Genomic DNA, 12,415 nt, shown 5'->3' on the forward strand with positions numbered 1-12,415 from the left:
GTTTAAAACGCCCAGGTTAAGCTCGCGGAGTAGTTTCGCGGCGCACCATAGTAACCCTGGTTGGGCCACAACAAACTGTTGATGTATTTTTTGTCACCGAGGTTATTCGCATTCAAGGTCAGCTTGAGTTGCTCGGTGAAAGCATAGCTCGCCATCAGGTTAAGTCGTCCGTAAGCACCTTGACGGGTGATAATAGGGTCGCCGGCATTGGCATAACTATCACCAACGTAACGCTGGAACCGTGAAATACTATCCTGCCAGAGGAAGCTTGCACCCAATTTTAAGCCAGCAATGGCTTCCGGCTGATAGGTTAATGACGCCCGGAACAGGTTCTCCGGTGTATAGTCTTCAACGGTTTCATCGCCGTCGACCTCAAATGAGGTCAGCGCCAGGGTACCTTGCAAGCCAGTTGCTAACGTACCTGCAAGTTGCGCTTCAAAACCCTTTGAACTGACACCATCAGTGGTGCGATACACCTGAGTAGGCGCACCTGTATTCGGGTTTTCAACAGTACCGTCGCCAACCGCCAGGTTGGTCTGTTGCACGTCAAAGTAAGCAGCCGACAAGAGCGCGCGATCGCCAAATAAGCTCATTTTGATACCAACTTCAGTGTTTTCACCGGTCAGTGGGTCAATGCGGTTAAAGTTACGATCCACCTGGGTCTGCGCCATGAAGGTTTCGGTATAGGATGCGTAAACCGTTGCCACCTCATTCAAGTCATGGGTCAGGCCCAGGTACGGAATGAACTGCGCATCATCGCGGCTTTGGTCGACACCATAACCGACACCTTCAGTGGTGAAGTCATTGTAACGACCACCGACCAGTAATTTGGTCGCATCGGTAAGGGCAAAACGTGCCTGTGCGTACACCGCTTTTTGGGTGTTATCAATTTCGCTGCCCGCTAAGCCATCGGTAAACTCAGGGAAAGGCGTGTCGCCATCCCAGTCTTCCAGAGCCGGCATAGCCGGGAAGCCATTACCGGTATGGAAGTCATACAGGGAGGTATCGATATAATCCAGACGTGCGTGGCTGGCACCGACCACCACCTCATGTTGACGGCCTGCGGCAGAAAACGAGCCACTCAGATACACGTCGAACATGTCCTGTTTGTCGTCTAAATCGTATTCACTGGCATAGCCGACCAAGCCTAAACCTGTTTCCGGATCCAGTCCCGTGGCCGGGTCAGGCAGATAGGTGTAAAACAAGTAGCTGTCTTCGTCGGTACGGACGCGATTATAGGCCATCCGCAAGGTCCAGTGATCGCTCAGCGCAGACTCCAGATCAATAAAGCTCCGTGACTCTTTCACATTCCAGGTGGACCAATCGGCGGCAATATTTGTTGAACGGTCAAAGTTGGTAGGAGTACCGTCGCCATAAAACAACGTCAGTGCGCCCCACATATTACCATCGGTTTTGCTGCGTGACTCGCTGTGACCCAGGGTGATAAGAGTTGAATTGCTTGGGGCAATATCAATCACCCCGTAAAAGACTTCACTTTCATTTTCATAACGGTCGAGATACGACTCACCATTGTCCACCACGACCACCGCACGGCCGCGTAACCAATTGTTCAATGCACCGCTGACATCGCCTTCCAGGCGCTGTCCTGACCATGAACTCAAGGTGCCACTGACATAGCCTTGCACCTCAGAGGTGGGCCGTTTGCGCACCAGGTTCACCGTGGCCGCCGGAGAGCCGACACCGGTCATGATGCCGTTAGCACCGTGCACCACTTCAATACGTTCATACAAAGCGCTATCCAGACGACCGTGGGTGTTGCTGTTAATCAGCGGCAGGCCCAGTCCGTCGACCTGGAAGTTATTCAGTTCAAAGCCACGCGAGCTGTAGTAGGTGCGGTCCGTTTCGACCTGCTCGACATTGACCGTTGCGGAAGTTTCCAAAACCGAGTTCAGATCATCCAGGGCAAAATCTTGCATCTGCTCTTTGCTGATCACAGTCACCGTTTGCGGAGTTTCTTTGATCGACAGTTTTAATTTCGAGCCACCCTGCTGCTCTTCAGTCAAATAGCCGCTTTGCTTCTGGCCAGTGATTTGCAGACGCTCCATCGCTTCCATGGTTTGTGGCTCAAGCATCTTTGCAGAAAAAGCCGGAGCCGAAGCAAGGCTCGCAGAAAATAGTGCCAGTGTGATTGCTGAATAACGCACGTAGATATCTCCAGAACTAAAGTTAGCGAAAATTATGGGCGGCATACTAAACCAAATGCGAATCATTCGCAATACGATTAAACAATTGTCTTTCACTTGCTTTCCTAACTATTTGAGCTATAAGAAATTAAACGTCTAAAAAGATGAAATTCATGGTTTTTTGAAGAGGAACGGATTTTATGCTGAAGGAATTTAAGAAGTTTGCCCTAAAAGGCAACGTGGTCGACATGGCCGTGGGTATCATTATCGGCGGTGCCTTTAGCACCATTGTGAAAAGCTTTGTCGCAGACATTATTATGCCGCCGATTGGGTTGTTACTGGGCGGCGTCGACTTCAATAATATGTTTTGGGTGCTAAAAAAGGGCGTGGAGAACCCTGGTCCCTACGTGGCACTTTCTGATGCACAAGCAGCCGGTGCCGTGACCATGAATTACGGACTCTTTATTACCAACACTATCAGCTTTCTCATTGTCGCCTTCGCTGTCTTCATGCTGGTAAAAGGTATGAACAACTTACGCGCCAAAGAAGAGCCGGCGGCAGTCACCACTAAAGCTTGCGACTACTGCTATTCAACCATTCCGCTGAAAGCAACGCGCTGTCCGAGCTGCACCTCTGAGCTAAAAGCGCCGGCAACGGATTAACGTTTCAGTCGCGCCAGCGCGTTCTCATGCAGACTGCTGACGTAAATATAAGTATCGTTCGCTGCAGCCCCGGTGATCTGGCCAAAACCGCCTTCCGGGTCCTGCAGATTGCGGACCACACTGCCATTACTATCAATAGCAATGAGATGGCCATAGCGCTCCGCCGCAGGGCGCATAAAAGCGGGCAAGCGCTGAATCATTTTACGGACCAACGGATAATCAGAGAGCGCATCAAGCATGCTGTTTCTGGGGCTGACCAGTCCCACCCAAAACAGACCATCTGGTGCATCGTTAATATTGTCTGGAAAGCCCGGCAAGTTGTCCATGAGAGTGATGACTTCGCCGTTGTTGCGCTCGCCAATGCCAATTTTCAGTATCCGGTAGCTGCCGGTTTCCACCACCATCACCCATTGCTGGTCGTGACTGACGGCAACACCGTTGGCAAAGTGCAGTCCTCCCTGCACGGTATAGGTATGACCGCTATCTGGTTCAAACGCCAATAAGCGACCATTGCCGCCATGTTCCATAATATCCAGCAGGCTGGCCGCATAGGTGCCAAGACTATCGGCGGCAAAGCGGGTCGAGGCATCTGAAAAATAAACCGTACCATTTGCGGCAACATCGACATCATCGGCATAACGCACGGGCACACCGTCCACCTGAGTAACCAGAAGCTCTAAACCTGACTCAGGAGACCAGTACATGAGTCCCTGATAGGCATCCGCAATCCAAAGCCCGCCTTGCTGGTCAAACTCCAGACCTAAGGGCCGGCCGCCGGTGGTGGTTAAGGTGGTAAAGCTGCCATCTGCCTCAAGCCGCAAAATGTCACCACTTAACACCCCAAAAACTGGCCGGCCTTCGGCGTCAATGGCAATATCTTCGGGGCCAACGGAATTCGGTAGACTGATCCGCTCAAGCTGTTGTAGCGCGTGATTCACCGTGTAGGCTCCGACGTAACCACGATCGCGGGGCGCATTCCACGACCGCGGCTCAATAGTGACTGGCCACAACAACAGATACGCAGCAAACAACAGCACAGCTAACAACAAAAAGCGCTTGAACACGTAGCCTGGTCCTGGGGTGTTGGTCATCACTCGATACCCTTTAAAAATTCCTGCACCCGCCCGGCAGTTTGCGCCGGACGTTCGACCATAGGCATGTGACCCACTCCGGCGAAAATCTCCAGCTCGCTCTGCGGAAGTTGCTGTTGCCAGACCTCAGCGCTCGACGCATCCAGTAACTGATCAACACTGCCCCAAATTACCAAAGTCGGCACCTCAATTTGTTGCAGACGCCCGTCAAGTTGATCGAGATTGCGAAAATCCTCGGCAATCTGAACATATTGGGCTTTGCGTTGCTGATAGCGCTCGGCCATGCCGCGTAACACGAAATCGGGAACAAAAGGTGGTTCTGCCATCGTCAACTTATAAAACTCCTGAAAATCCTGCCATGAGTCAATTTCAAAAGGAGATTCTCCCTGTTGAAACAGTAGCTCGGCGCGGCTCGGAATTGGAGCCCGTACGCCAGCGGGATCGATCACCACAAGCGCTTGTGTTTGGCCGGCATGATCGATAGCAAAGTTGGCTGCGATTAAGCCCCCCATGGAATTGCCTATCAGCACTGCTTGCTCAACGGACAACGCATCAAGCATACGTTTCACACGGGTGGCCTGTGCCGTCGGGCGATAGCTCCATTGCGGGTCAAAGCCCGTCTCGCCATGACCAGCAAGATCCGGAATCAACACCTGGTAGCGCTCGTCCAGTTGATTCGCAAAACGCAACCAAAGCTCTTTAGATGCTGTATAGCCGTGCAAGAGTACTAATGTCGGTGCCTTGGCATCTGTGCCATTGCGCTGATACAAGGAAAACGTCAGGTCGCCAACGGCGACCGAGGTTTTGTCAAAGCCATACAGCATCGCCTCGACCCGGGTCGTGGCCTGATAGACCCATTGCCCGGTGGCCGGGAAACGCGTTGCGCCCCATACCACCAGTAGCAGCAAGCCGACTACGAGAATGGCCTTTTTCATGCGCGCTCTCCGTTGCTAAATTGATGATGTTTGGCTCTGAACCGTTGTGCCAGCAAGCGATAGACAAAGCTAAAGCCTGGAAACATTGCGGTCACTTTGCCACTTTTGCTTTTGTACCAGCTTTCACAACCACCGCTTTGCCAGACGGTTTTGGCCATCTCCCGGTGGATCATGTCGGTGTAGGCTTGTTCGGCTTCCTCGGTCACCTCGATCACGCATTGATGGCGTCGCCGTAACTCGGTTAAAGCTCGCATAATGTAATACATTTGCGATTCAATCACGAAAATCGCAGAGGTATGGCCGATGCCGGTATTGGGTCCGGTGACCAGAAATAAATTAGGGAAACCCGGCATAGTGGTACCCAAATAGGCGCGCGGGTAATCCTCCCAGACCTCATCCAGACGCTTGCCGTCACGACCGATGACATCAAAGCCCAGCGCACCGTCCGTGGCCTTAAAGCCGGTCGAATAGACCACCAGGTCAAGCTCCAGCTCCGTGCCCTGCGTAGTGATAATACCCTGCTCGGTAAAGCGGGCAATGCCATCGTTTTTATCGTGCAGGGTGACATTTTCACGCGCCAGCGCCGGATACAGGGTATTCGACACAATGATGCGCTTACAGCCGATCATGTAGTCAGGAGTAAGCTTTTCACGCAATTCTGGATCGGGGATCTGTTCGCGCAGGTGCTTGCGTGCCTCACGCTCAGCGAACAATTTCATCAGCGTCTTCGAATATTTAAAGGCCAGAACCCGCCACTCCAGTCCCCAATAAATAGCTTTTCGTAAGGTCTGGTAAAACAAGTTAACCCCTAGCAGGCGCTGGAACCAAGCTGGAAAACGCCGGTCGGGGCGTGGCATGACCCAGTGCGGTGTGCGCTGAAAAACATGCAGCTGGGCCACCTTATCGGCAATTGCGGGGATGACTTGCGCGGCACTGGCGCCACTACCGATGATGGCCACCCGCTTGTTACTATAAGCAAAGCCATGATCCCATTGGTTGGTATGAAACGTCTTTCCCTGATAGGCATCTTGATTGGCAAAGTCAGGGATCAACGGATTGCTTAGCGGACCTTGCGCACTGATGACGGAACGAGCGAAATAAACTTCATGGTCGGTCGTCACCTGCCAGCAGCAACGCTCCGCCAACCAGCGCAGTTCGGTGACCGTGCGGCGCAGCCGTACCTTATTCGCCAGTTCATGTTTAGTTAAAACATGATGTGTATAAGCTTCAAGTTCAGGTTGCTCGGCAAACATCTGCGACCAGGGATAGGGTTCACTGGCCAGCGAATACAGCGGGGACTGGACGTCGACTTGCGCACCCGGGTAAGAATTCTGGCACCAGGTACCGCCCATAAAATCGCGCCGTTCAAGCATGACGAAGTCATCGATACCGCGTTTTTTTAGTTGCAGAGCTGCCGACTGGCCACCAAAACCGGTACCAATAATCAGGACTTCATAGGTGTGTTCTGTTGCTTTCATGGAGGACGACGCAAGGCGACTCAATTGTTATTGTTATGTCCTGCAAATTAGCAGTGTTCGGCCCAAATGAAAAGCAAGGCTTTCGCGTCGGGCTATCCGCCAAACGGTAATTTCATCGGTTCGGCAGGTAACGCAAAGCGCTCTGCGCTGGGCGAATTCTCGGTGATTGAGATAATTTCAAAGTCTTCTCCCTGACGTAATATCCCCTTGTCCTTGGCAATAATATGATCTTTCATCATCAGCAGAGAGCGGGGTGTTTCATCGCCAATAGCATTCACCAGAGTTTCACTCATTCTGAACATGGCAGCAGAGAGCTCCACAACAATCGGATGCTCCGTTAACACCAGAGTTGAGACTTGTTTTTTGCCTTCTCTGTTCAATGCTTGCAGCTCGTAAACTTCGCCACGGATACCGGCGACGGTTTCGTTTTCACCGGTGTTTTCAAAGCTTACAACTTCAACCACATCTTCATCCCAGAAACTTTCCTGTCTGGCGCTTCCCCCCATCGCCTTAAGCGCAGCGGCAATATCAAATACCATAACTCTGTCACCTTCGTGGGCGACTGAATAAAGCTTGTCATCGCGCAACAGCATATAGCCACCTGCTTCCGGCGCATCCATACGCAAAAACTTTTCCCCCGAAAATTCGACCGTGGTGGTTTCTCCTCCCGACATGATGGAGGCACTGCCATCCGCCCATGCCAGAGCGGGGAAACAGAGGATAATCACAGCAGCAACAAGCGCATTTTTAGAAAACATAACAGGATGTCCTTAATCGATGTCTGTTTAAGACAACATTAGGAGACAAACTCATTCTTTTCCAACTTGCCGCTGCGGCAAAATGCTAATCGTCAGCGTTGACAACAGTATGAGCCCGGTGGAAATCAGCAAGCAGGCGACCAGTCCGTATTCCTGATAAATCCAGCCTGACAGCACCGTACCAAGCAGCCGCCCAGCGGCATTGGCCATGTAGTAAAAGCCAACATCCAGGGAAACCCCGTCGGAGCGCGCGTACGAGACAATCAGAAAACTATGCAGTGATGAGTTCACTGCAAACAGGATGCAGAACAGTCCCAATCCCAACATGATACTGGCCGCCAGCGGTGCCTGTTGCCATAACGCCAGGCTCAAGGCAAAGGGGCACAAACTAAGGGCTGCCCCCCAGATGCGAGCCTGCTTGCGCGGGCTGGCATCGGCATTGCGGGTTAATTTAGGCGCAGCACCTTGCACTACGCCATAACCAATCAACCAGGCGGCTAAGAAACTGCCGACTTGCCAGTGGTCCCAACCCATTTCACTGGCCAGAAATACCGGCAGCGCCACCACAAACCAGACATCACGCGCACCGAAGAGTAGAAAACGTGCGATGGACAAGATATTAATCGCCGGGCTCTTCGACAGCACGTCTTTGAATTTAGGCTTATTATCCGCCCGGCCTGAGCCTTTTTTCAAAAAGATAAGGCTACCCACCCAGACCGCCGCAAGCATCACCATCATGGCCAGCATGGCCCCCTGAAAACCCAGCAGGGTCAGCAATACGCCGCCTAAAAAGAAGCCCACGCCTTTTAGCGTATTTTTGGACCCCGTCAGCAACGCGACCCATTTGTAGAGACGCCCCTGCTGATCTTCCGGCACCAATAGCTTAATGGTGCTTTTTGCACTCATTTTATTGAGATCTTTGGCGATCCCCGACAAAGCCTGTGCCGTCATTACCCACAACACGGTTAGCATCGCATCGGGCACCAGCAGCATCCCCAGCGCCAGCACCTGCAGTCCCAGGCCAACATTCATGGTGCGGTTCAGTCCCCAGCGCGCGCCTAACCAGCCGCCAAACAAATTAGTGACAATGCCGAAGAATTCATAGAATAAAAACAGCATCGCCACTTCAAGGGCACTGTAGCCAAGTTGGTGAAAATGCAGCACCACCAACATGCGCAGCGCGCCGTCGGTAAGGGTAAAGGCCCAGTAGTTACCGGTCACCAGCAGATATTGACGAACTGCAGGAGATAACTGACTCAGCATGCGCCCACCCGGGCAACAAGTTCCACCGCGCGATTGGCATAACCCCATTCGTTGTCATACCAGGCATAGACTTTCACATGGGTGCCGTTGATGACTCGCGTCGACAGCGCATCAATGATGCTGGAACGCGGATCCGTACGGTAATCAATGGAAACTAACGGGCGTTCTTCATAACCAAGGATATCTTTAAGCTCCCCTTCAGCAGCAGCACTAAACAGCTTGTTCACTTCCTCAACGCTGGTTTCCCGTTCCATCTCAAAGACACAGTCGGTGAGCGACGCATTCGCCAATGGCACCCGCACCGCGTGGCCATCCAGGCGACCTTTGAGTTCCGGAAAAATTTCTATAATGGCAGTCGCGGAACCCGTCGATGTAGGGATCAGACTTTCGCCGCACGCGCGGGCGCGACGTAAATCTTTATGGGGTGCATCAAGAATGGTCTGGGTGTTCGTGATCGAGTGAATGGTGGTCAGCGAGCCATGCTTGATACCAATGTTCTCGTGCAAAACTTTGACCACTGGCGCTAAGCAATTGGTGGTGCAGGATGCCGCGGTGATAATACGATGTTCCGCGGGATCAAATAAATGGTCATTGACCCCCACCACCAGATTCAAAGCGCCCTTTTCTTTGACCGGAGCAGACACGACCACACGCTTCACCCCTTGCTCGAGGTACGCGTTCAGCACCTCAACAGTCTTCATCTTGCCAGAGCACTCAAGCACGATATCGCATTCGCTCCAGTCGTTTTCCGCAATACTTTTGAATTGCGAAAAGCCAATACCCTGGCCGTCCACCAGTAGCTGATCTCCTGAGGCGCTGGCCTGTCGGTTCCAACTACCGTGTACCGAATCAAAGTTCAGCAAATGCGCGAAGGCTTCGGCATTACCACCCGGGTCATTGAGTTTCACGACCTCAAGATCGCTACGTTCTGTTGCAATCCGCAACGCCAGGCGACCAATACGGCCCAAACCATTAATACCGACTTTAATTGTCATACCCGTTCCTTTTTCGCTTGAAACCAATGTTTTGTCCGATTCTTAAATTAATAATAGACGAAAGCCCTAAGTAAGTGGTCAGACACACTCATTCTGTTGTGCCTCTATCAGTTGTGGGTTGTGACTTAGGGTCAGCTGAATAATCTTCGCCATCCAGTCCGGCAGTGCCGGGTTCAACCGGTAATACACCCAGCGTCCTTGCTTGCGGTCGAGCAGCACTCCGTATTCGCGTAACTGCGCCAGATGGCGTGATACTTTAGGCTGAGACATACCCGTTAAGCTGACGAAATCGCAAACGCAAACTTCCCCTCCTTGCGCGGTGTGTACGATCAGCTGCAAACGGAGCGGATCGGCCATGACTTTAAAAAATTCCTGCGGAGCGTTGTACAAATGCGGAGCGGTCGATGATTTGCTCAGGATGAGTAAGAACATACGGATACGTTCGCTCAACTCCTGGGCTGTTTTCCTGAACGCATCTCTTGCACGGCTTGCCACCGGATCCAGAAAATCCCAGGCGATGAAGTTCTGCCCACTAAAGTCGGCCTGGCATTCGGTACGGGCGCGATCGCAAAGACTAATAACGTAATCAAATTCGGTGTCGGCGAACTCATCAAGCGCTTTAGACTTCAAACCATCGGTGGCAATGCCCATGCTTTGTAGCGCTTCGAGTGCCGCAGGTTCTGGCTTGGTCGGGTCGGTGCCTGCGCTGCTCACTTCAATCTCGGCAGATGCGAACTGCCGGCACAAAGCCTCCGCCATAATTGAGCGCGCCGAGTTTGCACTGCATAAGAAAAGAATTTTCATAGTTAAGCCTGAGCCTAATTGAAGTTATATATACGGTAAGCCATATATATTATTCAAAGCAAGTGTAGTTTATACTTTCTTCTCTTTTCATCTAAACTTAACTTTTTGAAACAATATTACTAAGGGATGCCTGATGACCAGCATGGAGCGTAGCAAAAACAGCGAACAGCGCCCGCAGTTTTGGCAGGTCGCGCGACGCTGTTGCCAGCTCGCTGCAATAGTAGACATTGCGTTTTTTGCTATTTTTATGGCACTTGATTCGCCCATTCTTGCCTGGGTAAATGTCGTCAGTGTCGCCATGTATGCGTGGGCCTTTTATGCCTTCGGTCAACGTCAGAATGGCCTGGCAATAGTACTGGTGTGGACCGAGGTGCTGGTGCATTCGGCTCTGGGGATCATTCTGATTGGCTGGGATAGTGGCTTTCATTACTATCTTTTGATGTTCATTCCAGCCTTGGCGGTGACGATGCGACTGGGCTATGCCATCATTTTATTGGTCCTGCTGTGGGCTTACTATGTCGGGCTTTATGCTACCAGCCTCTATTTCGCTCCGCTGCAGCCCATCTCTGCAGAAGCTTTGATTGGGGTTAACGTTTTTAACCTGAGTGTCGTGTTTGGGATGTTTAGCTATTTGGGGTTTATCTATGTCCGTACGGTAAGCTCCGCCAATCGCAAACTGAATCGCCTCGCCAGCACCGATGGTCTGACGCTGCTGCATAACCGCCGTCATCTCACCGAGCTGACCGAAGCGGAAATTACCCGCTCCGAGCGCTATGAAAAGCCCATGTCGGTGCTACTGATTGATATCGACCATTTCAAGCTCATCAATGACCTTTTTGGTCATTTAAAAGGTGATGAAGTGCTGCAACATCTGGCCAAGCTCATCCGCATGGAGCTCCGTCAGCATGACCTCATTGGCCGTTGGGGAGGCGAGGAGTTCCTGGTGGTGCTGCCGGAAACCGATATTACCACCGCAGAACAGGTCGCCGAACGCATCCGTGCGGCCATTAGTAGTTTTAACTGGAGTGATAACCTGAAAAAAGATATGACCGTCACCTTAAGCATAGGTGTCAGTCAGCTCGCTCCGAATGAAACCCTGAATCGTATCCTCAACCGCGCGGACAAGGCCCTTTATATCAGCAAATCCTGCGGCCGCAACCGCGTCACCAGACTCGAAAAATAGTTTTCAGGCCCTGTTCTGGAACACCAGCGTCTGCCAGCGGACGTCTTTGCGCTCCAGCAGATCGCTGTTGTCGGTTGAGAACGCAAGATGCAGGCCGAGCCCCTCCGCACTTTCCAGAATGTGTTTTTCGCTGAGCACGTGACCTTCGCGTTCGTCGGCAAAGGTGCCATGGCGTAGCGTGAGGATCAGGTAGCCGTTCTGCTCGACCAGCTCTGTAATGCGCTTGAGAGATTCAATCTGGCCGAATAGATTTAAATGCATCCAGACCGCGCTCACCAGCACCAGGCCATAACGTGAATCAAGGCTTTCCAGGTCAGGCAGGGTATCATCGACCCAGTTGATGCCGGCTGACTTTTCCTGCGCCAGGGCACGTAACGCCGCAGCAGGTTCAACTGCAGTCACCTGCAGGCCACGCTCCGCCAGAGCCCGGGCGTCACGCCCCGATCCCGCGCCAATATCCAGCACTTGTGTACCTGAGGGGATTTCATCCAGCAAGTGAAGCCAGTCGCCATGCACCTGCGCAAAGCTCAAACTGTCGTATTGACGGCTGAACTCGTCGGCATTCTCTGAATAAAAACGGATAGTGCTGTCCATGGTTCCATCCTTTTTTTGTGGCCTTTTTTGTAGCATAGTAACTGAAACTGCGTAAGTAAAAGCTGCATCTATGTCAAAACTTCAAACGGAACTCTCGCTTAAGCCGCGCAGTCGCGGTTTTCATTTGATTACAGAGGAAATTGAGCGCGCTCTGGCGTCACTCGCTACAGTCGATGCAGGCCTGTTACAGGTCTTCATCAAACATACTTCGGCCTCGCTAACTATTAACGAAGACGCCGATCCCACAGTGCGTGAGGATTTTGAGAGTCATTTCAACGAGATGGTTCCAGAAAATGCGCCCTACTACCGGCACACATTCGAAGGCCCGGATGATATGCCGGCGCACCTGAAAGCAAGTATTCTGGGTAGCAGCGTCACTGTGCCTGTTACTCAGGGGCGCATGAATATGGGCACCTGGCAGGGAATTTATTTATGCGAGCATCGCGATCAGCCTAGCAGCCGTCAATTGGTGCTTACCCTGATCAAGGCTGAGTAAGAGCCATGCATA

General features: G+C 52.0%; 12 protein-coding genes. 3 read left to right on the forward strand and 9 right to left on the reverse strand.

What is annotated here, in order from left to right; all coding sequences use genetic code 11:
• Positions 1-2 precede the first annotated feature (2 nt).
• Complete coding sequence (locus tag J6J28_RS09315; RefSeq protein WP_301721291.1) at positions 3-2,165, reverse strand: TonB-dependent siderophore receptor; 2,163 nt, start codon at positions 2,163-2,165, stop codon at positions 3-5.
• A 179-nt stretch (positions 2,166-2,344) separates the two neighbouring features.
• Here J6J28_RS09315 and mscL point away from each other — a divergent pair, with 179 nt between their 5' ends.
• Positions 2,345-2,806 carry a large-conductance mechanosensitive channel protein MscL gene (mscL, locus tag J6J28_RS09320; protein WP_301721293.1) on the forward strand — a complete coding sequence of 154 codons (462 nt, stop codon included), beginning with the start codon at positions 2,345-2,347 and terminating at the stop codon, positions 2,804-2,806.
• On the opposite strand, the gene J6J28_RS09325 is transcribed toward mscL, so the two are convergent.
• The 7 genes from J6J28_RS09325 to J6J28_RS09355 all read right to left on the reverse strand — a co-directional run bounded on the left by J6J28_RS09325 (position 2,803) and on the right by J6J28_RS09355 (position 10,130).
• On the reverse strand, positions 2,803-3,897 hold the full coding sequence (locus tag J6J28_RS09325; RefSeq protein ID WP_301721294.1) for an SMP-30/gluconolactonase/LRE family protein: 1,095 nt from the start codon (positions 3,895-3,897) through the stop codon (positions 2,803-2,805). The genes mscL and J6J28_RS09325 overlap by 4 nt on opposite strands.
• Positions 3,897-4,832, reverse strand: a complete 936-nt coding sequence (locus J6J28_RS09330; RefSeq protein ID WP_301721296.1) for an alpha/beta fold hydrolase — start codon at positions 4,830-4,832, stop codon at positions 3,897-3,899. Before J6J28_RS09330 ends, J6J28_RS09325 begins: the two co-directional genes overlap by 1 nt.
• Positions 4,829-6,310, reverse strand: a complete 1,482-nt coding sequence (locus J6J28_RS09335; protein WP_301721297.1) for a flavin-containing monooxygenase — start codon at positions 6,308-6,310, stop codon at positions 4,829-4,831. The genes J6J28_RS09330 and J6J28_RS09335 overlap by 4 nt, the downstream gene beginning before the upstream one ends.
• Positions 6,311-6,402: 92 nt before the next feature.
• Complete coding sequence (locus J6J28_RS09340) at positions 6,403-7,068, reverse strand: hypothetical protein (protein WP_301721298.1); 666 nt, start codon at positions 7,066-7,068, stop codon at positions 6,403-6,405.
• Positions 7,069-7,119: 51 nt separating this feature from the next.
• Positions 7,120-8,331, reverse strand: a complete 1,212-nt coding sequence (gene arsJ, locus J6J28_RS09345) for an organoarsenical effux MFS transporter ArsJ (RefSeq protein WP_301721299.1) — start codon at positions 8,329-8,331, stop codon at positions 7,120-7,122.
• Entirely contained in the window at positions 8,325-9,326 is a 1,002-nt protein-coding gene (locus J6J28_RS09350) for an ArsJ-associated glyceraldehyde-3-phosphate dehydrogenase (RefSeq protein WP_301721301.1), read from the reverse strand. The genes arsJ and J6J28_RS09350 overlap by 7 nt, the downstream gene beginning before the upstream one ends.
• A gap of 78 nt (positions 9,327-9,404) precedes the next feature.
• Positions 9,405-10,130 carry a metalloregulator ArsR/SmtB family transcription factor gene (locus J6J28_RS09355; protein WP_301721302.1) on the reverse strand — a complete coding sequence of 242 codons (726 nt, stop codon included), beginning with the start codon at positions 10,128-10,130 and terminating at the stop codon, positions 9,405-9,407.
• Between the two features lie 133 nt (positions 10,131-10,263).
• Here J6J28_RS09355 and J6J28_RS09360 point away from each other — a divergent pair, with 133 nt between their 5' ends.
• The gene (locus J6J28_RS09360) at positions 10,264-11,313 is read left to right on the forward strand and encodes a GGDEF domain-containing protein (protein ID WP_301721304.1); all 1,050 of its coding nucleotides are present in this window, start codon (positions 10,264-10,266) and stop codon (positions 11,311-11,313) included.
• Between the two features lie 3 nt (positions 11,314-11,316).
• On the opposite strand, the gene J6J28_RS09365 is transcribed toward J6J28_RS09360, so the two are convergent.
• Positions 11,317-11,907, reverse strand: a complete 591-nt coding sequence (locus J6J28_RS09365) for a class I SAM-dependent methyltransferase (RefSeq protein ID WP_301721306.1) — start codon at positions 11,905-11,907, stop codon at positions 11,317-11,319.
• Between the two features lie 70 nt (positions 11,908-11,977).
• Between J6J28_RS09365 and J6J28_RS09370 the strand changes: the two genes are divergently transcribed.
• Positions 11,978-12,403 (forward strand): secondary thiamine-phosphate synthase enzyme YjbQ, encoded by a 426-nt coding sequence (locus J6J28_RS09370; protein ID WP_301721307.1) that lies wholly within the window; start codon positions 11,978-11,980, stop codon positions 12,401-12,403.
• The last annotated feature ends 12 nt before the right edge of the window (positions 12,404-12,415 follow it).

The sequence above is a fragment of the Pseudidiomarina terrestris genome (genome assembly GCF_030466375.1).
Lineage (GTDB): Bacteria > Pseudomonadota > Gammaproteobacteria > Enterobacterales > Alteromonadaceae > Pseudidiomarina > Pseudidiomarina terrestris.

What these genes read in the sequence shown, in the direction of transcription:
- J6J28_RS09370 (WP_301721307.1), top strand. Translation starts at nt 11,978, where the DNA reads ATGTCAAAACTTCAAACGGAACTCTCGCTTAAGCCGCGCAGTCGCGGT.
- J6J28_RS09325 (WP_301721294.1), bottom strand. Translation starts at nt 3,897, where the DNA reads ATGACCAACACCCCAGGACCAGGCTACGTGTTCAAGCGCTTTTTGTTG.
- mscL (WP_301721293.1), top strand. Translation starts at nt 2,345, where the DNA reads ATGCTGAAGGAATTTAAGAAGTTTGCCCTAAAAGGCAACGTGGTCGAC.
- arsJ (WP_301721299.1), bottom strand. Translation starts at nt 8,331, where the DNA reads ATGCTGAGTCAGTTATCTCCTGCAGTTCGTCAATATCTGCTGGTGACC.
- J6J28_RS09340 (WP_301721298.1), bottom strand. Translation starts at nt 7,068, where the DNA reads ATGTTTTCTAAAAATGCGCTTGTTGCTGCTGTGATTATCCTCTGTTTC.
- J6J28_RS09355 (WP_301721302.1), bottom strand. Translation starts at nt 10,130, where the DNA reads ATGAAAATTCTTTTCTTATGCAGTGCAAACTCGGCGCGCTCAATTATG.
- J6J28_RS09350 (WP_301721301.1), bottom strand. Translation starts at nt 9,326, where the DNA reads ATGACAATTAAAGTCGGTATTAATGGTTTGGGCCGTATTGGTCGCCTG.
- J6J28_RS09330 (WP_301721296.1), bottom strand. Translation starts at nt 4,832, where the DNA reads ATGAAAAAGGCCATTCTCGTAGTCGGCTTGCTGCTACTGGTGGTATGG.
- J6J28_RS09365 (WP_301721306.1), bottom strand. Translation starts at nt 11,907, where the DNA reads ATGGACAGCACTATCCGTTTTTATTCAGAGAATGCCGACGAGTTCAGC.
- J6J28_RS09360 (WP_301721304.1), top strand. Translation starts at nt 10,264, where the DNA reads ATGACCAGCATGGAGCGTAGCAAAAACAGCGAACAGCGCCCGCAGTTT.
- J6J28_RS09335 (WP_301721297.1), bottom strand. Translation starts at nt 6,310, where the DNA reads ATGAAAGCAACAGAACACACCTATGAAGTCCTGATTATTGGTACCGGT.